The 24621-nt window shown below is 45.0% G+C and carries 17 protein-coding genes, 1 tRNA gene and 2 pseudogenes; 5 read left to right on the top strand and 15 right to left on the bottom strand.

The window, feature by feature from the left end:
* Nucleotides 1-63 precede the first annotated feature (63 nt).
* From QUA36_RS15385 to QUA36_RS15350, 8 genes are all read right to left on the bottom strand, one after another.
* Entirely contained in the window at nucleotides 64-1773 is a 1710-nt protein-coding gene (locus tag QUA36_RS15385; RefSeq protein WP_333158570.1) for a methyl-accepting chemotaxis protein, read from the bottom strand.
* A 633-nt stretch (nucleotides 1774-2406) separates the two neighbouring features.
* On the bottom strand, nucleotides 2407-3828 hold the full coding sequence (locus tag QUA36_RS15380) for a methyl-accepting chemotaxis protein (protein WP_333458285.1): 1422 nt from the start codon (nucleotides 3826-3828) through the stop codon (nucleotides 2407-2409).
* Between the two features lie 528 nt (nucleotides 3829-4356).
* Nucleotides 4357-5487 carry a chemotaxis protein CheW gene (locus QUA36_RS15375; protein WP_333458284.1) on the bottom strand — a complete coding sequence of 377 codons (1131 nt, stop codon included), beginning with the start codon at nucleotides 5485-5487 and terminating at the stop codon, nucleotides 4357-4359.
* A 3-nt stretch (nucleotides 5488-5490) separates the two neighbouring features.
* Nucleotides 5491-7167 carry a CheR family methyltransferase gene (locus QUA36_RS15370; RefSeq protein WP_333458283.1) on the bottom strand — a complete coding sequence of 559 codons (1677 nt, stop codon included), beginning with the start codon at nucleotides 7165-7167 and terminating at the stop codon, nucleotides 5491-5493.
* A gap of 393 nt (nucleotides 7168-7560) precedes the next feature.
* A complete protein-coding gene (locus QUA36_RS15365; protein WP_333451148.1) occupies nucleotides 7561-9327 on the bottom strand; it encodes a R3H domain-containing nucleic acid-binding protein in 1767 nt (588 codons plus the stop codon).
* A gap of 156 nt (nucleotides 9328-9483) precedes the next feature.
* The gene (ldpA, locus tag QUA36_RS15360; RefSeq protein WP_333458282.1) at nucleotides 9484-10635 is read right to left on the bottom strand and encodes a circadian clock protein LdpA; all 1152 of its coding nucleotides are present in this window, start codon (nucleotides 10633-10635) and stop codon (nucleotides 9484-9486) included.
* Between the two features lie 425 nt (nucleotides 10636-11060).
* Entirely contained in the window at nucleotides 11061-12383 is a 1323-nt protein-coding gene (locus QUA36_RS15355; RefSeq protein WP_333454188.1) for a four-carbon acid sugar kinase family protein, read from the bottom strand.
* 321 nt (nucleotides 12384-12704) lie between these two features.
* The gene (locus QUA36_RS15350; protein WP_333158584.1) at nucleotides 12705-13373 is read right to left on the bottom strand and encodes a hypothetical protein; all 669 of its coding nucleotides are present in this window, start codon (nucleotides 13371-13373) and stop codon (nucleotides 12705-12707) included.
* Nucleotides 13374-13469: 96 nt separating this feature from the next.
* Between QUA36_RS15350 and QUA36_RS15345 the strand changes: the two genes are divergently transcribed.
* Entirely contained in the window at nucleotides 13470-14639 is a 1170-nt protein-coding gene (locus tag QUA36_RS15345; RefSeq protein ID WP_333458281.1) for an IscS subfamily cysteine desulfurase, read from the top strand.
* A 138-nt stretch (nucleotides 14640-14777) separates the two neighbouring features.
* Here QUA36_RS15345 and QUA36_RS15340 read toward each other — a convergent pair whose 3' ends face one another.
* Both QUA36_RS15340 and QUA36_RS15335 read right to left on the bottom strand, forming a co-directional pair.
* The gene (locus QUA36_RS15340) at nucleotides 14778-15782 is read right to left on the bottom strand and encodes a glycosyltransferase family 2 protein (RefSeq protein WP_333158587.1); all 1005 of its coding nucleotides are present in this window, start codon (nucleotides 15780-15782) and stop codon (nucleotides 14778-14780) included.
* Between the two features lie 52 nt (nucleotides 15783-15834).
* Nucleotides 15835-16563, bottom strand: a complete 729-nt coding sequence (locus tag QUA36_RS15335; RefSeq protein ID WP_333458280.1) for a C40 family peptidase — start codon at nucleotides 16561-16563, stop codon at nucleotides 15835-15837.
* Nucleotides 16564-16674: 111 nt separating this feature from the next.
* Here QUA36_RS15335 and QUA36_RS15330 point away from each other — a divergent pair, with 111 nt between their 5' ends.
* From QUA36_RS15330 to QUA36_RS15315, 4 genes and pseudogenes are all read left to right on the top strand, one after another.
* Nucleotides 16675-17613 (top strand): serine hydrolase, encoded by a 939-nt coding sequence (locus QUA36_RS15330; RefSeq protein ID WP_333458279.1) that lies wholly within the window; start codon nucleotides 16675-16677, stop codon nucleotides 17611-17613.
* A gap of 168 nt (nucleotides 17614-17781) precedes the next feature.
* On the top strand, nucleotides 17782-17967 hold the full coding sequence (locus QUA36_RS15325) for a hypothetical protein (protein WP_333458278.1): 186 nt from the start codon (nucleotides 17782-17784) through the stop codon (nucleotides 17965-17967).
* 391 nt (nucleotides 17968-18358) lie between these two features.
* On the top strand, nucleotides 18359-19114 hold the full coding sequence (locus QUA36_RS15320) for an FkbM family methyltransferase (RefSeq protein ID WP_333458277.1): 756 nt from the start codon (nucleotides 18359-18361) through the stop codon (nucleotides 19112-19114).
* A gap of 258 nt (nucleotides 19115-19372) precedes the next feature.
* Nucleotides 19373-20283 (top strand): annotated as a pseudogene (locus QUA36_RS15315) (IS630 family transposase).
* 177 nt (nucleotides 20284-20460) lie between these two features.
* On the opposite strand, the gene QUA36_RS15310 reads toward QUA36_RS15315, so the two are convergent.
* The 5 genes and pseudogenes from QUA36_RS15310 to QUA36_RS15290 all read right to left on the bottom strand — a co-directional run.
* A tRNA-Ser gene (locus QUA36_RS15310) sits at nucleotides 20461-20549 on the bottom strand.
* Nucleotides 20550-20702: 153 nt separating this feature from the next.
* Nucleotides 20703-21830: a patatin-like phospholipase family protein gene (locus QUA36_RS15305; protein ID WP_333458276.1), complete on the bottom strand. Its 1128-nt coding sequence runs from the start codon at nucleotides 21828-21830 to the stop codon at nucleotides 20703-20705.
* 47 nt (nucleotides 21831-21877) lie between these two features.
* A complete protein-coding gene (locus QUA36_RS15300; RefSeq protein ID WP_333458275.1) occupies nucleotides 21878-22819 on the bottom strand; it encodes a mechanosensitive ion channel family protein in 942 nt (313 codons plus the stop codon).
* Nucleotides 22820-22972: 153 nt separating this feature from the next.
* Nucleotides 22973-24175, bottom strand: a complete 1203-nt coding sequence (gene alr / locus QUA36_RS15295) for an alanine racemase (RefSeq protein ID WP_333458274.1) — start codon at nucleotides 24173-24175, stop codon at nucleotides 22973-22975.
* Nucleotides 24176-24285: 110 nt separating this feature from the next.
* Nucleotides 24286-24621: pseudogene (locus tag QUA36_RS15290) on the bottom strand (hypothetical protein); the annotation flags it as partial.

Below are 24621 nucleotides of genomic sequence, written 5' to 3'. Positions count from 1 at the left end.
GGTAATTGGTAATGATAATTATGTTGAATACTCAGTCTATTGCTAATGACTAATGACTCATAACTACACTACTTCTTTAAGATTAAAGGCAGCTTCTGAGAGTTGTTGAGTACCGATTTTAACTTGAGTAATGCCGCTGACTGTTTGAGAGGCGGATTCCTTCATAGAAGTCATGGCATCACCTACTTGCTGAATCGCGATTGCCTGTTGTTTAACATTAAATGAAATTTGCTGGTTGCTAGCAAACACCAGATTGCAAGCTTCCCTCACGCCCGTAAAAGCTTCTGCCGTATCTTGTGCTGTTTTCACCCCTTCTGCAACCGTTTTGCGACTATCTTCAGTGGCTTTCACCGTTGAGTTGATCGCGCCCTTAATTTCTGGAACAATACCATTAATCTTTTGTGCAGCTTGTTGGCTTTCATCTGCTAACTTACGAATTTCGCTTGCTACCACCGCAAAACCTTTACCGTACTCACCGGCTCTGACTGCTTCAACAGCAGCGTTGAGAGCCAGCATATTAGTTTGGCTGGCTAAATCGCTAACCAAACTTGCGAGAGTCGATATATTGCCAATCTGACTCGTGCTGTCGTCGAGTCGATGATTTTGCTTAGAAATTGCCACCACAGCTTCTCTAAGATTCAGCATTTGATTAAGAGTTTTATCTACCTTTTTAGCACCTTCTTCAGCTAGATTTAAAGCTTGGCGAGCGGCAATGGCAACAGACTCAGCTTGCTCGGCTGTTTGCTGAGAAGATCGGCCCAAATTTTCTAGAGTTATAGTTGTTTGATTAACCGAAACAAATTGCCTATCTGCTATTTGTTCTTGCCTGTTCATATTAGATTCTATTTCCATGGAAAATAACGAGATCTGGTAAATCATCCCCCGAATGAGAGCAACAATCTTTTGCATAAAAAACCATCCAAATCCCAGCACCACAGCCAGGGAAATAACAGTAATCAACGCTGCTAGTTTTTGAAAAAAGTCGATGGAAGAAAATAGCAACTTTTTGGGTGAAGTATCCACAATTACTAAAAATTTATTTGGATTTTGTTTGCTGGGGAAAACTGTATTATAGCTAATCACTAGATCCCTATTATCAATATTTCCCTGGTTACCTGAGAGTATTTTAGCAATAATGTCTCCTGAATAATCATTTTTGACATTTTCCTTAGTTTTTAGTTCAAATCCCCATGCTTTTTTAGGATTGGGATGAGCCAGATAATACCCATCTTGATTTAAGATAAAAGATTGGTCTGATAGTTCAGGATTGAAATTTTCAACCATATCGAGCAGAGTGCTACCCAGAGCATTCGTAATGAGAAAGCCTTGTCTTTCTCCTTTGGTATCAAAAATTGGAGTTGCGTAGCGAATTGTTGGCTTGTAAGGAATTTCTATTTTCCCCCTTTCCTTATTCAGGTTTAAGGAAGACACATATACTTCTCCTGGTTTTAGCTTCATAGTTGCCGAGAAGTAATCTGTGTCTGCTTTATTTTGTAGTTGAGAATCGGGAACAACTTTAATATTTGTGCCGTCAGAGTCTACGCGCACGATCTCCTTACCGCTGTTATCTATATAACGCAGTTGCATATAATATGGCTTGGCTTCCATCAGGGATAAAAATGTGAGTTGCATTCGATAAACCCAATCTTTATAAGTTGAATTAGTTTGTCTGTCTACTCCCTTTCCTTCTCTAGCTCTAATCATTCCTTGGACTGGGGGAGTTTTACGGAGAAACAAAATATCGGTTCTCAGATTTTCAAATTTGTTAATCATTTGATTGGCGGTGGAATTAACACTATCACTAAGGGTTATTAATGCTAGATTTTGTAGTGCTGCTGTTGAAGAAGAAATTCCATACCAACCAACAATAGATACTGGAATCAAGGTACTTAAAATTAGGAGAAGGAGCAGGCGATGCTGCATTTTTTGGAAAAATTTGTTCATCATTTGTTACGGTGAATTGGTTACTGGTAACTTGTACGATCGCATAGTCGTAAGTATAGGGAATTAGGAAATTGTACGCTTGCGTAGCCGGGAGCATCTCATATTTGTAAAAACACTTCTTCTGGCTCCTTCCTTCTTCTTTCTTCCTTCAGGCTCCTGGCTCCTGGTTGCTGGCTCCAAATTATAGCTGGGCTGCTTTCATTGAGATGCTCCCGCGTAGCCGAAGTATAGGGAATTGGGAATTGGTAGTAAAGAAAAAATAACAACTCCCAAATAATAACTCACAACTCACAACTATACTGCTGATTTGAGATTACGTTCTAATTTGCACATAAACAAGTTATTACTCCGGTTAATATGGCTGGAATTTGTAGGGAGGTCAATCGCCAAAGCAATTGATTTAATTTTTAAGGGTATATATATGTGGCATTTTTGGGGAACTACTCATAATTCATCTATCTCCTACAAAATTGCTTTCAAATCTAAGGCTGCTTCATTCAATTTTTGAGTACCGACTTTAGTCTGGCTGATACCGCAAGCGGTTTGGGCTGCGGCTTGATTGAGAGAGTTCATAGCTTGTACTACCTGTTCGATCGCGATCGATTGCTGTTTGGCATTCAGCGAAATTTGCTGAGAACTCAAAACCACATTATTAATGGCATTGGCAACTCCTGCAAATGCCGCGGCGGTTTCTGAGGCAATATTTACGCCCGATTCCACTGTTTTAGTTCCTTCGTCTGTCACCATTACTGTTGAGTTGATCGCCTTTTGAATATCAGCAACTAATAGATTAATTTGCACTCCTGACTTTTTACTGCGATCGGCAAGTTTGCGAATTTCTGACGCCACCACGCCAAACCCCTTGCCATGTTCTCCCGCCCGCACTGCTTCAACAGCAGCATTGAGTGCTAACATATTAGTTTGATTGGCCAAATCGCTAACTAAAGTTGAGATATTACCAATGTGATCTGTTTGTTCGCTCAACTCTATAATTTGTCCTTGGATATCCTGAACTTTAGTTTTCAGAGTTGCCATTGCTTCTAAAGTTTGTTTTACAGCTTTTGTGCCACCTCCAGCTAAATTCAAGGCTTGCATTGCTTGAACCACGGCGGTTTCGATCTGCTGTGATGTCGCCCTAGAAGATGCTCCCAATTCGTCCATTGTAGTAGTAGTTTGATTTACTGAAGCTGCCTGCTGACTTGCCATCCGTTCCTGTTCTTCCACGGTGGCTGCAATCTCAGTGGAAGAAGTGGCGATCGAGCTAATTGCCCGATCGATAGTTTGGGCAATTCCTGACGAAATCAGCCAAGCTATAACCGCACCTAACACCAATAAAAACACGGAACCAAATACCAATGCCGAGATCAACCAAACTAAAGATTGCTTGGTTTTTTCTGTAGCTTGCTTAATCGCTTTTACTTCTACTTCGCGAAATTGCTTATTCACTTCTACAAATTCCTGCACAAATTTTGTTTGTTTTCCTGTGTTAAATATAGCCAATGCTTCGCTTCTCTTATTTTGTTGTACTAAAACAACTATTTCGTTAGAACCATCATAATATTCTTGGCAGAGATATAACATCTTGTCTAAACGACTTCTCTGTTCAGGATTTTGGATTGTTAACAGCGCACTCTTACCCGACTGACTAGCTAATTCTCCACCTGTTTGAAAATCCTTTAAAAACTGAGAATTTTTATTAATGAAATACCCCCGCATTCCCCGTACCATTTGTTCAGCACCTGCGGACATCTCATTTGTGTATCTGATCACATTTTCGATCCTTTCTACTTCTTGAAAATTATTCAATACCTGATTTGTGGTTGTATAAACTAGCACAGGAAAACCCAAGTATATAGTTGCGGGTGCTACATATGCAAGCAGCATTCTATTTCTAATATTTAATTTTATTAACTTAGAAAACATATTTTTCTCCTTAATTTAAGCACGTGCATACACGAATTAGATTGCTTAGTAAAATCTCGCTTGAAAAGCGCATTTAGTATAACTCAATACGGTTTGGTTAAAACTATGTGTTCCTCAGAGATCCCCCTCGCATCCCCCCCATCGTTGCGGGGACGCAAGAGTAAGTTCTTGTCCCACCCTTCGTAGGCAGGGCTGTTTCATTCTCTTGTAGGGGCAATCCCTCGTGAAGAAACCCCATATCTGAAACCCCGACTCGCTCGTCTATGGGCTGGACGGGCACGGGGGGAGCGAGCTTAACCCAAGCGTATTATGGTATAACTAACTTCTTTAGTCTTGGAGGTATTTCAAGATAATTCTCTCATGCTGAGTCGCGCTCGTTACCAGTCCATATCTCTGCGTTGGATCGCGATTGCGAAGGAAATGAAGTATCAAGCCAGATGCTTCACTTGACTCATGACAGATATGCTTTGCCTAAGTCCTGTTCTGGATTCAAACCTCTTCATCAACAACTACTCCTCCTTTTGTCAGCAGTTTTTGCAAGTGCAGAATAGCCATCATTTTTTCCCCGTAAATAGCTGTCCCCCTTAGATATTCGCGGTTGGCAGAATGCAGTGCTACCGGAACAGCCGCAATTTCCGACACATCTAAGTATATAATATCTAATATTTCGTCAACAACTATACCAGCGACCAAATCAGCTACTTCAACAACGATCGCCTTAGAGAGATAATTGGCAGTCTCCGACATATTTAAAGACATATTTAAAACACTGCGAATATCAATTAGCGTCACAATTTCTCCCCGTAAGTTTATATTTCCCACTATGCGATCTGGAGTGCAAGGAACCGGAGTTACTTGGTTAATCTCAGTAAATTCGCGGACTAGATCTAAATGAATACCAAAGTATTCGTTATTCAAAACAAACACCGCCAGGGACATATTAATTGCAGCATCATTTTCCCCCTCGCTTCGCCGCCTCAAATGATTAGCGCGCGATTGAAAAATTGCTTTTTCTTCCGGGGTAGCCTGCGGGCAAAAAACGTGACGATTGCTCAAACTTTTAGGATTTTTACCTAACAAATTTGCACTTATTTGCCCCTGTAAATTTTCCGTCTCTGCCTCACCGGCTGCTGCTTCACTACCTGCATTGTTTGGAGAAACAGGCCAGCTTTCCTCTGACTTTTCGGGAGAATATCGAATTAAGTGATCGAGATTCAGCAGCATGATAATATCGGCTTCGCAGCGGGCCAATCCAGCTACAAAATGATGAGAGGCTTCTGAATTCTCTCGCCCGTAAGATAGCTGCGGAGTGATGGCATCTTCTGAGAGTTCCTTAACTTCGCGAACTTGATTGACAATTATACCGATTTTCGATTCTTGCCACTCTATGACGATCGTACTATCTGTCACAGAATACTCTTGCCAAACGTATCCAAAACGAAGATTCAGATCCATCACGGGCAGAATTTCGCCCCGAAGGTCGATCGCCCCAACAATATCTTGAGGTGCTTCTGCAATTGCTGTCAACTCCGGCAGAAAGAAAATTTCCCGAACGAAGCAGGCTTCTATACCGCAGAGAAAACCGTTCTGTTCAAAGATAAGATACGGTTTAGTTTCCATATTTTAGTGTACAGTTTCTTTACTGTATAATTTTAACAATTTTTTTTTAACATTCATCAGCACTTGACTAGCTGTCATTTTTCCCTGTGAATCAATGGGAGTGTTGGCCGGTAGTCCTTCCAGGATTTCACAAGATGAATTGTACATTTTAATAGCTCTTTTTACTTGACCTTCTTTATTGTATATATTCCCTAGTTCTATATAAGCTGAAACAAAAAAGGGACACATATAAATAGTCCTCTTTAATAATTTTTTGGCTATTTCCAATTGCCCCTGTTCTTCAGCAATTTGAGCTTGTAAATAATCAGTATATACTGATCCAGGCTCTACTTTTCTAGCTCGATTACAGTATTCTATTGCCTGAGAATAATTGCCGGCATTTGCCTGAACTTGAGCGATTAAAAAATAAGCATCAAAATTATGCCCCTGCAAGTCTATTGCCTCTTGTGCCTTATTGATAGCCTCAGCATAATCTTGATTTTTAAATAATTTTTTAGCCTCTAAAATTAACATTTGAGGCGTGGGATTTTGAGTATTTTCTGCTATTATTTTTTCTGTAACTGACACGGCATTGTTCGGCAAGGCGCCCTCCAGATAGCGAGAGGGCAGCATATTCCCCAGCGGATTACTTATTTTTAATACCGGAGGCATCTCTATCTCTGGAAAATTGCTGTTAGTAGTAAAACGAGGTGGCATCGTTTCCCCTGTTAGCAACTCACCACTATCATCGCCCATATTATCTGCTTTCGGGAATTCCCGAAATGCCGAGTTCGCTTCCCCTACCGTCGCAAACCTAGACTCTATTTGACAGTGTTCCTCCGGTACTGCCTCCCGATGCTGATACACCACCGATTCGGGGAAAACCTTGGGTTCAAACTCGTTCATAATTTGACCGTAAACTTCAGCGTGACCGGTCATTAAATATCCTTCAGGTCTCAGGGTCTTGGAAAATTTTTTCAGTACCAGTGAAATATACTTATGTTCAAAATACACAAAAACGTTTCTACACAAAATTAAGTCTATGTTATAAAGATTTTGGTAAATATTAGGAAAGTCATCTGTGATTAAATTTACACAACTAAAGTTGACACTTTCGCGCAATTCTAGATTGATTTCCCAATCATTTTGCCTCTGATGAAAATACTGCTTTTGTATCTGCGGTTCAACCAAGCGAAACGACCAATGACTGTAAACTCCCTGGGGCGCTTTTTTGATTACTTTTTCATTGATGTCTGTACCTAAAATTAATATTTTCCATTGATTCCAATCGGGAATCAACTGTTTTAAAACAATAGCTAAAGAATAAGGTTCTTCACCGGTGGAGCAGCCCGCACTCCAAATTCGCAGTGTCGGCTGCATTCCCAAGGTCTTGTGCAAGTTTCTTTTCTGCTCTATCAATTCAGGAAAAATCACTCTGTTTAAGAGAGCGAACTGTCCTTTGTCTCGCATAAAATAACTTTCAGTTGTTGTTAATAGCAATACTAATTTTGCCCATTCATTTTTACTTTCAAAAGTTTTAGCGTTTAAAAGTTTATAATATTGTTCGGGTTCTGCAATTTTTTTTTCTCTCATCCGAATCATGATTTTATGAGACAAACCAGGTCTATCTTGGGACCTAATTCGCACACCCATCTCCGTAGTAATTAAGTTGATAAATAGCTGAATTATGGAATCATTCATGTCAACTGAGGTAAATTAATTAAATAAATAATTTGGGAAGTGGCAACTTTTACTGAGCTGGTGCTGAGTTTGTCCTGAGCATAGCTGCTAGCCTGCGGCTCGTCGGTTCGCACAGCCGAAGGGAGCCGAAGGGAAGTGCGTAGCTGAACTATTGGGAATTAGGGAACTTGTAAGCTCGTGTAGTCGAAGTATTGGTAATTGGAAATTGGGGAATTTGGAATTATAAATTGGGAATTTAGCCGATCGACTGAACAAGAACAGTGTCACAGCACATCATATCAGAAACTTGCCTGGTACTTAAAGGAAAAAGGCAAAAGGTAAAAGACAGAAACCAGGAAAAAATTATCCCTTCTGCCTTCCACCTTCTGCCTTCAAAGGCAGTAATCTCCAACTTTAAGCTGGATATATCCGCAGGCGGCGATTGGGTTCTTCCCCAAAACTGTGGGATTTCAGGTGATAGTGTTCCACAAGTTCGTGCTGCATTTTGCGGACGTTGGGAGAACGGGGCAGGAGTTCCACCGGCTGTCCCTTGGGAATGACAATTTGCTCGACTGCTAAGCGCGTTTCTTCCAGAGCTTCGAGCTCATCAGAAGAACCGCTGCGGGCGAATAAGGCGAGGTCTGCTACTTCCGGGGTGCCGGGGTCATCCATGTCCAACAGCCGTCGCAAAGCTCTCGCTACATGGGGAATAGTGGCGGCCTTAATTGTGTGCACGGGAACTTGGCGAGTTTTGGCCAAGTGCCTCAATTTCGACTGGTTCCGAACGTTCGATCGCAAAGCCACAACCACGTCAGCACTCTCAATATCCTTCGTCAGCAGCACCGGCAGGTTCAGCGTCGAAATCACCTGTTCGAGCTGGTGGCGAGGTATGCCGTAAGGATAAACGTGGAGGGGCAAATCTTCGCCGTTAGGGCCGACATTATGGGAATAGCGTCCGGCCTTGGGTACTGGTTCGACGGACAGGGATTCTTCGAGCAGTTGCTCGAAATACCGAGTCTCAGCAACCGGCGCGCTCTTAGCAGCTAAGTTCTCGCTGGGAGCGGGCATCGGCACCATTTTGCCAGCACTCCGCCACCCAGAGATCGGTGTGACGGGTCGGATTGGCGATACAGCAGCCGGGCCGCTGGAAGCTGACATCCCCGGAAACCGGGCGGGGGGAGCGGCTGACTCGCGCTCGATAATTACTTCTCCCGTCTCGCTGACGCTTCTGATTTGCTGGTTGGGTTCGCGTCCCCGCAGCAGAGTGTCGATCGAATCTGCAACTCGCTCGTGGATCACCCAGCGCTGGCGTTCCAGCATTTCGATGGCAATTTCAAAAGTTGGCGGTGCTTTGCGCTCCAAAACCGTCTTTTGAGAACCGCGCCGTCTTGCTTCGTCATCTCCCAGCGTCACCGCTTGGATGCCCCCAATTAAATCGGCCAGAGTCGGGTTTTTCATCAAGTTTTCGATCCGGTTCCCGTGGGCGGTACCGACCAACTGCACGCCCCTTTCGGCGATCGTCCGAGCAGCCAAAGCTTCGAGTTCCGTGCCGATTTCGTCAATCACGATCACTTGCGGCATATGGTTTTCCACTGCTTCGATCATGACTTGGTGCTGGAGTTCGGGACGGGAAACTTGCATTCTGCGAGCTCTACCGATCGCTGGGTGGGGAATATCTCCATCTCCGGCAATTTCGTTGGAGGTGTCGATGATTACCACCCGTTTTTCCAAGTCATCGGCAAGCACGCGGGCAATTTCCCGCAGGGCCGTGGTTTTGCCAACCCCAGGGCGGCCGAGCATCAAAATTGACTGACCGGTTTCCACCAAATCGCGGATAATGCCGATCGTCCCGAACACAGCGCGGCCCACCCTCAAAGTCAAGCCGATAATCTCGCCGCTGCGGTTGCGAAGGGCGCTAATTCGGTGCAGGGTTTGCTCGATACCGGCTCGGTTGTCGCCGCCGAAGTGGCCGACTCGCTCGATGCAATAGTTGAGGTGTGCCTTGGAAACCGGGGTTTGGGAAAGAGGTTCGGCCGAGGATGGAAAACGAGCTTCAGGTTGGCGGCCCAAATCCATGACAATCTCAATGAGATTGTTGCGCTGCGGGTGCTGCTCTAAGGGCTGCCGGATCTCATCTGGCACGATGTCTAATAATCTGTTGAGGTCGTCTGTAATCTGCATTCGCCTCGATGTGTTCGGTGACGTTTTCAACTTTTTAGTCAGTTAACAGTTGTCAGTTGTCCGTTGCCAGTTGTTATGTGTCAGTTGCCAGTTGTTGTTGGAATTAACTGCTAACCACTAACTAATGACTAATGACTACTGACTAATGACTACTGACTAAAATTCTTTGAGCGGGGAAACTAGAGAACGAGCTAAACTCACGGCCTGTGAGAGAAGTTCTGGGACGGCTTCGAGCTGAGGTAGCCGAGATGTTTGAACTCCGGCTCCTGGCCGCGCGACTGCCACCGGAACGGCATAGGCTCGATCGGTCTGCATTGTTTCTAACTGTTCTAAAATTGGCGATAGCAAAACCCTGGCATAGCTGCCGTAAGCTACACCTGCAATGTATGGGACAGGGGGATCTGAGAAATTTTTCCCGACATTCTTCATCAGTCCCTCGGCTCTCAACTTGCTGACAGTGTGAGCATTAGTGCCGCCTGCAAGTTGCACGTATCCCGGCAACTGGGCAGCCAAAACTTTTTGACCGAGTTTGACCGCGGCTCTAGTAGTTCCTGTTCCGATATCTCCGCTCATTGGCCTACCGTCCGTTTGCCAAATTAGCGGACAAGGAAGGGGGGAAATTATTTGATAGAGTGTCCGCAAATAATCAATCAAACCGTCTCCATCTGGGCAACTAATTGCTATTACCTTGAGTTGACCGACCCAGGGAGCTATGCTCGACCAAAGTCGCCCAAAATCTGCCTCTCTGCCTACTTGCGTGTGGATTTCTAGGGCGTCCGCACCGGATTGCAAGATTAAAGGTGCGATCGCGGCGGGAGCAGACACGTAAGAACGAGTATAAATTAGTTGGCTCGGACAAATCGGCAGACAGCGACCGCAGCCATAGCATTGCTGGTCTATCACCCCGGAAAAACCACTGCCAGCACTCTGAAAAACTATTGCTTCGGCTGGACATATTTTTTCGCACGGCCGCCAGCAGTCCGCCGGACAATCGGCTGGGTTGAATTCGGCTTTGCGAAAATGCGGGTCTTCCCCATCGTTTAAACTCACCATCAGCAACGGCAACCCTTTGCCGCCAAACCTGCGGTTTTGAGTTCTTGCCTGTAAGTCGCTGGCCACTTGTAGGGCTTCTTTCGCTGCTGCGACGGCGGCGGGATCTGCCGCGACATCGATACAGTCAGCGCCTGCTAGGGTGTAAGCCAAGGTGAGATTCCGTACAGCAGGCAGGTGTTGAAAGCTCGCCCCACAGATCAGCTTGAACCAATGGCCATCTTTTAATGAGTTTAGGGGATGATAATGTTCTGTCACCCTTATATGCTAATCCTTTGAGCTGAAAATTACTATGTGGAAATTTCTACTTAATTTTAAAATTTAGGCGGGTACAAGCTGGAAACGCTACTGATAGCAGTAACTGTTGCGCTGTTGGCTCTATATGTAGAGTTCTGCCTTAATTTTTTTTCCTAAATTTGATTTTTTGGACAGCGAATGCTGAGGGGGGATTTGGAGATGGGGCGATCGGCTTTAGTTAAAGACAGACTCTCTATTATATCATAGTTGGGTGGATTTGGCAAAGAAAAAGTAGGCTAGAGATTTTTTTTGAAGTGACCGTGCAGTGGCAGTTGCCCTAAAGTTCGATCGAGCTTTGAAACCCATCGACCAACCGCAGATGAACATTATCCTCCCTGACTTGAAGCTAAATTCATCTGGGTTAATCAGCGATTCAACGAGCTATACTACTTACTCAGCCGCTTGTAAACCGTAGCCAAAGCATGGCTATCCCCCACATTTCCCGGAAACAAAACAACTGGTAAATTGGGAAACAGAGGATGATTAGCCTCGGTTTTCACCACAGAACAACCTGCGATAATTTGACCGATTTGCCTGACACTTTTTAGCGACAAACCTGTACTCAAGACATCATTAGAAGTAATGCCGCCCTTGCTAATCAAAAACCCGATATCTGTGGGCAGTCCCCGCACGATATCCATCAATAAAGCAGAAACCGCCTCTCCAAATTTTAACCGGACTTCGGTATTTTCAAATTCGAGTTCCTTGCGGCTGGTATAAATTACAGGCGTTTTGCCATCGGCATGAGCAGTGCTGGCTTTTTCTAGAATTTCATCGAGCATTTGGGTGCGATACTCTGGTGAATCTTCTAGCAAGTGAGATACATCTATTTCAATGCTAACTATATTGGGTTCTTTTAACAAGCGCTCCAATTGTTCAGTAGTTTTCTTAACGTGGGAACCAACTATTACTGCACCGGGTTTGCCATCCCTCACATATTTTGCCATTTCGTCGGCTGCTACTGGCTGCGGGCCGAGGTCAGCTAAGGATGTTAAAATACTCGCCGCACTACGGAATAAAAACTTTTTGCCTTGACTGGCTGCCGCGAGAATGTGTTTGGCAAATGTGTCTAAATCGCCTTGGCTTTCGCCGTCAACAACTGCACATTGGTTGTCTGTCATGTCCATCAGTCTATCTAAACTTCCGTAGCGAATGTCTGCGAGTAAAATGCGATCGACTGCATCAGCGGGGATGCGACCTTTGGTTTTTTCTTCTACATAGTCTGGCAGGTAACTGTGACTGTATCCGAAGACTGAATCTTTGGCAAATTCGGTTTCGTGTACTGGTGTCGGGACACTGTTAACTATTAGGTAGTGCACGCTGTGGCGGGTAATTCTCCCTCCTTCAAAAAAGGCGGGAATTAGAAAATGAGCGTCGAAGGGGCCGAGTTCTTCGGCGATCGCGTCGGTTTCGATGGGATAGTGACCGCGCAGGGTAGAATCGGAACGGCTAACTATTAGGAAGTCTTCGATTTTTTCGCTGGCGATCGCCCTTTTTAGATTTTGGCACACTTCGCGGGTGACGGAGGCTGCTTTTTCGGGAGTTAGCGATCGAGTATTTGTCAGTATGAAGAAAATCGGGCACTTGTCCCGCAGCCCCAAACGCAGGGTGTCTTCGTCCCAACGTGTCAGCAGCAAGCAACTGTGCACGGTTTGAGAACCAGTCGGATCGTCGTCGAGAACTATAATCTTGGGTTTGGCAGAAGACATACTGATATCAAATCCGTTAGCATCGGAATAGTAAATTCGAGTTCACTGTTGACTGTTCACTGTTCACTGTTCACGGCGTCAACAGTCAACCGTCAACAGTCAACATCATTCCGGTGTAACCGGAAATGATATGACCTGGTTGTTAACGTCACCTTTCCAAGATATCCTTACCTGTTACGTAACAGGTAAAAATTTACAATAATTATGATATTTTTTTCACAATTATCATAACTCCTAATTTGGAGAATGTGTTTGAGTTCGCTCGGTTCAGTAAGCTGCATATTGCTACTGGGTAAGAGGTGCACGCAGCCGTATACGCTACTAAGTTTTGCCCTTTTTAAAATTAGCAGCGTTTCGAGCTTGCAACTTTTTCATTTCTGCTTGAACTCCCACGGCTACCTGCAAAGCTTCGTTGAGCAATCGCCCTTGTTCGCTGGCTCGATCGCTAATTTGCAGGGCATTCAAAGTTCTCAAATTATTGGCAAACAATTCGGAGTTAGTATCGACAAATTTTTTGTTTTCTCTGAGAATTCTTTCGGTTTTCAAAGCTCGAACTAAATCGTCTCTGATTAGCTGCAAGGCTTCAATAACTTTTGCTCGATCGCCGATTTTGACTTCCGCATTTCCAGCATCTTCTATCTGATCATTAATGGCGATCGCTTCGATTATACCATTATAGCGATCGACATCATCAAAAAGATTGATTAAATCTTTGTTTTGCCGACTGCATCGAATTTTCCACGCATCCTCAAGGATTAAACCGACTATCGCAACCAAGTGGAGAGCGAACCACAACAAATAAGCTCTAGGAAATATCGCAACCAGTAGCCAACAACTGATGAGAACCAAAACAATTAAACCGACAGTTTTCAAAGCTTCGCGGGCAAACTTAGTCGCTGTCGGCGGCCGGTATACGCGATCGGGCCCCGCGCCGGTGAGGTGCTTGAGCTCACCGAGAGTAATTTCTAATCCCTGAATGTCAGCTCGCATAAATCTTTACAAATATTTGTTAATTATAAAGTTTTGTAGTAGAACAAGGGGCTCGTCTACAATAAACCTAACACTTTTTTCACCCAAAACTGCACTATGTCCGCACGTCCTATATACCTCGACAACCACGCCACAACCCCCGTAGATCAACGGGTACTTGATGCGATGCTGCCGTATTTCACCGAACAATTCGGCAACGCAGCCAGTATCAATCACGTCTACGGCTGGGAAGCAGAAGCAGCGGTAAAACAGTCACGACAAATCATAGCAGAAGCGATCAACGCCTCGCCAGAAGAAATTGTTTTTACCAGCGGTGCCAGCGAAGCAAATAACTTAGCGATCAAAGGCATCGCCGAAGCTTATTTCAGTAAAGGAAAGCACATTATCACAGTAAAAACCGAACACAATGCAATTCTCGACCCCTGTACCTATTTGCAAAAATTGGGGTTTGACATTACTGTTTTACCGGTGAAAAGCGACGGGCTGATTGATATAGGCGATTTGATCAAAGCGATTCGGGCCGAGACAATTTTAGTTTCAGTGATGACGGCTAACAACGAAATTGGTGTCATCCAGCCGATCGCAGAAATTGCTGCAATTTGTCGCGGAAATGACATTATTTTTCACACAGATGCGGCACAGGCGATCGGCAAAATTCCCCTCGACGTAGAGGAGATGAATATCGATCTAATGTCCTTGACAGCCCACAAAATCTACGGGCCAAAAGGGATCGGTGCTCTCTACGTGCGCCGCAACAAACCGAGAGTGCAGCTAGCGCCGCAAATGCACGGAGGAGGGCACGAACGGGGAATGCGATCTGGAACTCTCTACCCACCGCAAATAGTTGGGTTTGCCAAAGCAGTAGAATTGGCAATTGCAGAAATGCCGTCGGAAACAGAACGAGTGGTTAATTTGCGGCAGCGTTTGTGGGAAAATTTGAGTGAATTGGGCGATGTTTTTCTCAACGGTCACGCTACGAAGAGATTGCCGGGGAATCTCAATATTAGTGTAGGCGGCGTTGACGGTCAAGCATTGATGTTGGGTTTGCAACCGGCGGCGGCAGTTTCTTCGGGATCTGCTTGCACTTCGGCGAAAATATCTCCATCTCATGTTTTAGCAGCGATCGGGCGATCGGACAAATTAGCTTATGCTTCAATTCGGTTCGGTATTGGCCGATTCAATACCGAAGCAGAAATAGATGCAGTCGCCGAACACGCGATCGCAACTATTCAATCTCTCCGACAAGCTCAAAAAGTAATGAGTTAGAAAGTAGTTTTGAGTTTTGAGTTTTGAGTTACGAATTATTTAACTTAAAACTCAAAACTTTTCCTATTTTTCTAGTTTCCCTCGGATAGAACTTTGGTAGGCTAGGATCGATTTCAATCGCCGAGTCTAATTGGTATCTTACTTAGAACCAAACACCTCGCGCACCCGATAAATCGGTTTTCCCTGCGACTCGTGATAAGTCCGCATCATCACTTCCGCCAGCAAACCAAAACAAAATAACTGCACGCCAGTTAACAGCAAAACCACAGCCAAAATCAGCAAAGGACGATTGCCAATACTTTGACCAAAAGCAAATTTTAAGACGGTCAAATAAATCCCTAAAACCGTTCCCAACGTCATAGAACTCAGTCCCAAAAGTCCAAAAACGTGCATCGGTCGAGTCAGGAACTTTTTCATAAAAGAAATAGTTAACAAATCCATCAACACCCGAAAAGTCCGCCAAATTCCGTACTTACTTTGACCGAAACGGCGGGCGTGATGTCGCACCGGCAGTTCTGCAATTCTCGCCCCTTCAATAAATGCCAACGCTGGCAAAAAGCGGTGCAATTCCCCGTAGAGATTCAAGTCTGCTACCAACTCGGATTTATAAGCCTTCAAAGAACAGCCGTAGTCGTGCAAAGTTACGCCTGTAACGCGACCAATTAACCAGTTCGCAATTTTAGAAGGAATCAACCGGCTAATAGTATTGTCTTGCCTATTTTTGCGCCAGCCGCTAACTAAATCGTAGCCTTCATCTAACTTTGCCAACAATAGCGGAATATCAGCAGGGTCATTTTGCAAATCGCCGTCTAGGGTAACAATAGCACGGCCGCGAGCGCGATCGAAACCTGCAGACATGGCAGCAGTTTGCCCGTAATTGCGGCGCAAAATTACAGCACAAAGGTCATCGCGAGTGCTGGCTAACTGCTGGAGAAGTTCAGCAGAACCGTCCTTAGAACCGTCATCTACACAAATAATTTGATAGCTGAGTCCAGATGGTTGGATAGAAGAGGCGATCGCCTCAATCAAATGAGGCAAACTTTCCACCTCATTATACACCGGCACCACCACTGAAACGTCGAGAACAACCTCAGAGCCAGCCTGCTGTGCAGCCAATTTTTCCAAAAATAATGCAGCGTCCATTTTTTTATTCGATAATATTAACAGTCAACCGTCAACAGTCAACCGTCAACAACTAACTAGGTTGATAACTTGCCACAACTTTACCATATCCCCGCAATTGCTGGTAATAAGCTTGACTGACTCGATCGCCATCATCCGACAAAACATCGATACCGATACCGTTGCGACCTTGTGCTTGTCCAGAACTGTGAATGTAGCGATTATCTCCGAGATATAATCCTACATGAGTGGCTTTTTCGGGCGTACCAAAAAATACTAAATCCCCCGGTTCTAAAGCACTAATACTAATAGGTTTAGTAAAAGCTTCCTGCTGATAAGCATCCCTCGGCAACCAGATTCCCGCAGCCACGAACGCCGCCTGCATTAAGCCCGAACAATCATAATTTGGCCCGACTGTGCCGCCCCAAAGATAATAATTGGATTGGTTCATAGACTCGCGAGCGAAAGTAATTACAAATGGTAATTTTTCCTGGATTTGGGCCTCAGAAACCACCAGAGGATGATACACTGTTTCTGCCAAATCGAGCAACTCAACATCTCGAATATCCAGCCATCCCGGATAATCATCTTCGCACAGCCGCACCATTACAGCCGTTGTATCCCCCTCAACAACCGAGTCTATGCCATTTCTCCCCTCCTTATGAAGGGGGGGGTCAACTACTCGCAAATGCCGCCCCAGCGCTGCTTGAGTTGCCAATCGATCGCACTTTGGGGAATCGTAAATATTTATGTGCGATCGCGCTCGGTACTCCACAACATCAGATAATTGATAATTGGCCATTGCTAATTGCTCATTGTTTGCTGTTAATTGTTCGCATTTATTGTTCGCATTTAACGATAAGAGATTGCCATTAGCTGCTAGCCGTTAACCGTTAACCGTCAGCCATTAACTATGACATTTTTTCACAAAGACGAACAATTAGAAAACCTCGGCAGTAGCATTATAGACTCCACATTGTCAGAATTTACAGGATTAAGTGGCGATCGTACAGCCATTACCTGGATAGTCTACGATCCGCCGGTGCGAGTCAATACAGGCGGCGCCCTGAGTCCAGAAGAATTTTGGAAATATCAACCGCGAGGTTTTAGCGCTAGAGCTTCCGAACGAATTTATCCCGCCAGCATCGTCAAATTATTCTACCTCGTTGCCATCTGGGAATGGGCGCAAAAAGGCATGATTCAAACATCGCCAGAATTAGAACGCGCCGTCCGAGATATGATAGTTGATTCCAGCAACGACGCCACCAGTTTAGTAGTAGACGCCCTAACCGGCACCACCAGTGGCCCAGAATTATCACCAGGCCCCTTTGAAAGTTGGAAACAGCAGCGAAACATCGTCAACCGTTACTTTCAATCCTTAGATTGGCCGGAATTACAAAATATTAACGTCAATCAGAAAACCTGGTGTGACGGCCCCTATGGTCGCGAGCGAGCTTGTCTGGGAGAATTAATGGAAAATAGAAATATGCTGACCACAAATGCTGCAGCGCGTTTGCTGCACAGTATAATCGGCGGCGTAGCTGTTTCTGCCCAAGCATCGCAAGAAATGATGGGTTTAATGAAACGCACTTTAGACCCAGCAGAATTAGAGGCAGATCCCGAAAATCAAGTTACAGGTTTTTTGGGTGGCGGATTGCCAGAATCAGCAAAATTGTGGTCAAAAGCCGGACTGACAAGCCAAGTGCGTCACGATGCTGCTTATATTGAAATATCCGGTTTGCGGCCGTATTTGTTAGTTGTATTTACCGAGGGGAAAGAGAATAGCAAGAATGAAGAGATTTTGCCTTTTATCTCGCGGCAATTTGTCGAAGCGATGAAAGCACTTAATTAGATTTAGTAGTTGATTATTGGGCTAGATTGATTTAAATACAGTATTGAAACTCGTAGGGACACGGCAATGCCGTGTCCCTACCTACATCTCGAATAGTATAGCAACCGCTTTCGTCGGTTATGGCCTAAAGTGAGAATAGTCTCTTTTGTTGCGGAGCGAGCGCACCTCATGCCTCAACCCTACAGCTACGAGCTACGCCAGAAAGTCATTCAAGCTAAAGCCTCACTCATGTTGCCCTGTGCTTTTAAAAACTCTACTTTTAAAGGGCTAAGTGCCAACGTCACCCTTACAGCATTTTTGTGGTTGCCACCAGGTAAAAGGTTGTTAAGGGATTTTGGGTTCACTGCCATCTAACTTTTTACGTTCAATCGAATTGTGTGAATGGATCGATTATGGCTTAGTTTTGTCATTCGTGCTATGTGCATAGCTCGATAGTAGTTTCGTTTCGTCCCGACCTGGAAACTATTTAGGAAAAGTTAGGCGATCACCTTATGGTACAGGGTGAGGGTGTGTGAGTTGCAGAGTGAGGCTGGGTTGGGAGGATTTCAATGAAAGCAGCCAAGCTAGAAATTGGAGTTTTGAGGCTCTCTTGCTGCGAGGTTCGAGGCTGCGAGGAAAGAGTCAGAAGGAATGAGCCAGAAGAAGTGTTTTTACAAATATGAGATGATCCCGGCTGGGTTACTTTTGTAAAAGAATTGTGTAATAATTGATAAGATAGAAAATTTGGGACTGGGAAAAAGAGCTTATGTTAACCAAACTGCTTCAAAAGGGATTGCGTAAAATAGGTTTGTTAGAGGCTCAAAAAGATATCCCTTTTGGGGTTTATTGGCATTACGATATAAAATATTTCCTCCAGGACAAAAGTTTAGAGACTGTCTTTGATGTAGGTGCTAATGTTGGACAGACAGCTAAGCTAATAACTCAACACTTTCCTGATAGCACGATCTATTCATTTGAGCCTATTCCTAGAACGTTTGACTTACTAACTGAGCGGATGAAACCTTTTGCGAATGTTAAGCCAGTCAATATCGCTTTTGGGGAGCAAGCTGGGCAGGCGGAAATTCTGACGACTCCTTTATGTGAAACTAACACTCTTCTTGTCAATCGGAGACAAAAAAAAGCCTCCGATACTGAAGAAGAAATGGTGACTGTAAATATTGACACAGTTGATCGTTTCTGCTTGCAGAAAGATATTCAGTCTATTAATTTACTCAAGGTTGATACTGAAGGTTTTGAGATCAATGTCCTCAAAGGAGCTGAAAAACTTCTGAAGGAGGGTAAGATTGACTACATCCTAGCAGAATGTAGCTTTTATCAGGCAGAGAATCTAGATCCTCATGGAGATTTTGTAGAAATTCTGAATTACCTACATCCCTATAACTATAGAGTCATTTCTTTTTATACAGCTGCCGTCAATAACTTCGGCTGGTTTTGGGGAGATGTTTTATTCCAAAAAGTCACAACTCAAGTACCTGGGAAGCTCAAATTTTCCCCTCTATGACTTGGAACCACTACAGACCATCGCAATATGCGATTTCTTGGCCTTAGTTGCACCCATCACAAACTCTCTAGCGTCATCGTATAACTTTCCCTCAACGAATGAAGACAGAAAAACCCGGACAGTCACCATACAGGCTATCCGGGTTTTCCCATTCAATTAGTTTCCCCAACGAGTGAGGAGTTACTATGGCAACCGCTTTCGTCGGTTATGGCGTAAAGTGAGAATAGTCTCTTTTGTTGCGGAGCGATCGCGCACCTCATGCCTCAACCCTACAACTGCGAGCTACGCCAGAAAGTCATTCAAGCTATAAAGCTTGATGGCTTAAAAATTATGGACGCCCGTCAACTCTTCAACATTAGTCGCAACATGATTGCCCTATGGCTGAAGCGACAAGAGCAAACAAGAGACTTTCTAGCTTTACCGAATTAGCCTCCGGGTAATGGCCATAAAATCACTGACGCTTGAGCATTTTCGTGGGGAAAACCAAGATTCATGAGAATAAAACGAGCGGTGGAAATGATCTCACTTTGAGATGGAGAAATTAGCTCACGCACGATCTCGCGAGCTTTGAAAAAAATTGGTTTTACTCGAAAAAAAGACTTACGGCATTCCAAGAAGGCTCTGGAAGTCAAACGGCAGGCTTTTGTAGCCGAATTGTGTGCCATTCCCGCGGCTCAGATTGTTTATCTTAATGAATCTGGCATGGAGAATAGAGACCAGTATGATTATGGTTGGAACCAACAGGGGCAACGGTTTCATGCACTGAAATCTTTCTCGGCGTGAGGGTAGGGTAAAGATGATTGCTGCTAATTGTAACCAAAAATTGCTCGCTCCTTTTACCGTCGTTGGAGTGTGTAATCGAACAGTTTTTGAAATTTGGCCTTAAACAAGTTTACTGTCAACACTTTTGGCAGGACAGGTGGTAGTGATGGACAATGCCACGTTTCATAAAGGTGGTCGAATTGAGGAATTGATTCAAAGTGTAGGGTGTAGACTGTTGTATTTACCGCCGTACTCGCCTGATTTGAACACAATTGAACAAAGAAAAGTCTTGGCTAAAAAGTCGAATTCGTAAACAGCTAGATAAGTTTGATTGCTTACGAGATACAATCGAGGATGTCCTACGGCTTGCGTCCGGCGCCGCCGGGCGCGGTTGCTATACGTTTTAAACTTCAAGAGTTTTGTTTTGCAGCCCGGTAGGGAAACGGTAATGGCGCGTCCCTGAGTTTCAACTTAACGTGAAAGACCGCCAAGGGTTTCAACCGCTGCCGGACTGAGGGTTTAAGGCGCTTGTTGACACATACGGACACGGAAATGCCGTTTCCCTAGATATATCTCGAATAGAACGGAGAGGGAGGGATTTGAACCCTCGAAGGATGTTAACACCCTTAACAGATTAGCAATCTGCCGCTTTCGACCACTCAGCCACCTCTCCAAGATGACAGTAACTAACTATAGCACACACATCCTCTTCTTGCCAACCCCTAATTGAAAAATTCCTCAATCCCTTACTCTGTATACTTTCCGTCGCAGGCCAGAGGCAGATTTTCCCTAATATCCGCCTCTGGCCCAACTCCAGACTCGAAACCTACTCCCCAAAGCCCCTAGCCTTCAAGTGCTTTTCCCAACTAAAATTGGAACTCAAAAAGAACCTCTTAGTATACAAATACCCCAAGCGGTACAGGTGAGCCTTGCGATCGCCATCGAGATTAAAGTCCGTCGTTGTCACCCCAGCTTCAGTCACATCAATATTAATCACCCTGCCCTTATCCATTTCCCGCTGGTGATAGCGGTCTCTTGCTTTCATCATCGTTCTGAACATCGCCGCCAGCATCGACAGCGGAGTATCAATATTAACTTTAGTCTCAATTCCGGTATCGACTAATCGAAACCCAAAGGTAAACCAGCGCGGCGCCGCAGGAGTCGAACCGACGGATTGTTTGTCATAAATCCACAGGGGGAAATTGCTCAAAATTCCTCCATCTACAATTAAGTCATCGCCGAGTTTTCCCGGTTCAAAAAATAACGGAATACTCATCGACAACCGAACGGCTTCTGCAACACTAAAATGTTCAGCACTTTGGAGTCGCAACTGCTCGTACAAAGGATCGGAATCAGTCGATTCGCGTCGGTGTAAGTCGTCGGGCAGCACCAACATTTCACCGCGAGAGAGGTTGGATACTACTACTTTTAATTCCCGCTCTTTTACGATTTGTTTGACATCGGCAAAAGTGTGCAAGTTACCTCGACCGAGCATTGCTTCCAGCCACTGCCGGAACGGCTGCGCCGAATATTCTCCCATCTGACGGCTAACTGTTAAGAAAAGTAGAGTCCAAGCAGGAGATTGCAAGTCGTCGGCCGGGTCGCCGTTTAAAATTAGAGGACTATTTTTTTTAGTTAAAAATATGCTGTAATCGAGCTGTCCTAAAATTTCCTCTAAATCATCAATTGACAAGTCGGTTGCCAATACTGCGGCAGTAATTGCACCTGCCGAAGTGCCGGCCAATTTTCGCCACTGGATGCCCAAATCGCTACAGCATCTGAGTGCTCCTAAAAACGCAACTCCGCGCACGCCGCCGCCTTCAAAAACCCCGTCGGCATAGATGTCACCGTTTTCGTCTGGAGGCGGAAATTTGCTGAGAATTGTTTGTTTTTCGGTGGCGGTGATTCTGACACCGGGTTCTTGCAAAATTTGCTGCGGATACCACTTACTCATGGGAAATACCTCGGCTAGATTTGAGATTTGAGATTTGAGATTTCTATCTATTGTTCTTGATCTTTGTCGGCATCCATTGCCTCTTTGACGTATTGTTGAACTTGCGATCGCACTTGTTCATATGCCACCGACGCGCACCAAGGTCGGAGAGATAAAATAGTTGTATCGGGAGTAATCTCGGCTACCAAACAAGTCGGGGGCGGATTCTCCAACACCAGCGGGTGAGAGTGGGCAATTTCTAATAACTCAGCTACAGTTGGACGGATCGGCCGATCGCCAATATCAATCTTCAAGTCTACTCGCCTCGTTCCCATTGCCGTTGTATTTTTCAGTGTACCGTTAAACAACTGATTGTTCGGGACAATAATTTTTATGCGATCGTCTGTCACGACGGTTGTGGAAAAAATCCCGATGCTGTCCACCACTCCTTTAACATCCGCAGCTTCAATCCCATCTCCGACTTCAAAGGGGCGCAAACTAATCAACATTACCCCAGCAGCAAAGTGCGACAAAGTATTTTGCCACGCCAAACCAATGGCCAAACCCGCGGCACCCACCACCGCCACCACACTGGTAGTTTGAATTCCCAACTGACTCAAAGCGGCGACTACTCCCACTACCAAAATCGTAATTTCAGCAGCTTGAACTAAGAATTTCCGCAGCGTGGCTTCGGTGCGACTCAGTGCTCGGCGAGTCACGCGGCCGGCAAAGTCGATCGCAAATCGCGTAATTAACAAAATGCCGATCGCCCACAGCAGTTGAGGTACAATTTTAAACCCCAATTCTACGAATTTTTTAGAGAATTCTTGGGCTAGTTCCAAGGCTTGTGTTCTTTCTGCATTTAGCTGGGAATAAAAGGTTTGGGCTATTGGTAAAAACGTCTGAATAACTGTCATATCAATTGGGAATTGGGAATTGGGAATTGGGAATTGGGAATTGGGAATTGGGCATTGGGCATTGGTAAACGCAGTCTTAGTCTTATCGCTCACTCCCAGAGTCCGACAGGGGTTGAAGACCCCTGTCTCATCGCTAAAGTCCTCTAAAAGAGGACTAAAGTCGATAATTTTCTCCTTCAAACTCTTGAGTCGGTTTTAACCGACTTTTGCTATGAGGCAGGGGTTTAAACCCCTGCCGGACTATTGTTAATAGTGTACTGCTACGCGGGGCAATCGGTGTTTAAAACTGCAGAGAATCTCCCAGGAAATAGTTCCTAAAGTCGCGGCCCAATCGTCTGCACTAATTTGATATTCCCCATCTTTGCCCAACAGCGTCACCACTTCCCCGACTTCTAAATCGGGAATATCAGTTACATCCAGCATTAACTGATCCATCGTCACGGCTCCCACTTGCCGCACGAATTGACCTCTAACTAAAACCTGCATTTTATTAGAAAGATTGCGCGGAATACCATCTGCATAGCCGATACCAATTACAGCAATCTGTGTCGGCCGCTGAGCTATAAATTGATAGCCATAACTGACGCCGGTTCCTGCTTCAATTGTTTTCACCTGGGTTACTCTAGCTTTTACCTGCATTGCGGGCTTCAAATTGGATCTCGACTGTAAGTGAGGTGCTGGATAAAGACCGTAGGTAGCTAAACCGACTCGCACTAAATCGTAGTGCAAATCCGGGTCAGCGAGGGCGGCAGCAGAGTTTGCCAAGTGCAGGCGAGGGGGGTTAATTCCTGCTATTTTAATTTGCTCGATCGCCTGTTGAAACCGCTGGTGCTGCTCTCTCATAACTGCGGGGTCGGGACTATCTGCTGTCGCCAAGTGAGAGTAAATGCTGGCTAATTTTAAATTGGGCAACCGCTTGACTAATTGCACAAATTCTGTAGCTTCCTGCCAGGGTGTACCCAAGCGAGACATTCCCGTATCTAACTTAGCGTGAACTGACAAAGATTGGTTAATGCCTGCGAGAACTTCTGAAAAAATTAGGGCTTGTTTGACAGTACAAATAGTGGGCTGCAAGTGCCAATGGGCGATCGCCTTTACCTGTTGGGCTGTATGCGTCGCCCCCAACAGCAAAATCGGCGCTTCTATCCCAGCTTCTCGCAATTCTATTCCTTCGGGAATTGTCGCCACTCCCAGCCAACTAGCACCTGCTTGCAATGCTGTTTGACTGACTGCAACAGCACCGTGTCCGTAAGCATCGGCTTTCACAACTGCCATCAGTTCTGTGTGGGTAGATAAGAGCTTTTTAAGCTGTTTTATATTGTGAGTTAAAGCTGCTAAATCGATTTCTACCCAAGCCCGCTGGCAAAGTCCCCCGTCACCGTCCCACAGCAACGTCTGACGGGATTGTTTTGTCGGTGATTCTGCGGTTGTTTGTTCCCCACTCCACATTGTCGATCGCTCCTACTTGCTTACACCATTAAAAACTGCTCTAAAAACTGCTAGGATATTTTACCCTAAGTTTGATTTTGACACTCCCCGGTCTGAAGACACGGGGATTCTTAAGGACAAACTTTGGGGGATGAATCCACCCAAAGTTTGATTCTTAAAGGGTTTGTCAGCAAGCCACTACCCACTCGCTCAACAATTGAGTCTATGGCTACATTTGATTTTCGGATGATATTGGCAGCACCATTTACATCTGCATTCAGTATTAATCCGCTCGCCGAACGGTACAAACCTCTTTTGATTCTTTTACCTGATGGTTGCCAATTGTCAGGTTTTTCACCAACTTTCACTGGCAGAAAATCTCGGTCTAAGAAATTAAAGTCGGCGACTCCCTCACGAGAGTCGCCGCTCTCCAAAACCGTGCTTGATAGTTTCCCATCACACGGCTC

Source organism: Microcoleus sp. Pol10D4 (assembly GCF_036701555.1).
Lineage (GTDB): Bacteria > Cyanobacteriota > Cyanobacteriia > Cyanobacteriales > Microcoleaceae > Microcoleus.
Note: the sequence above shows the minus strand (reverse complement) of the source record. Positions and strands in the feature narration are given on the sequence as shown.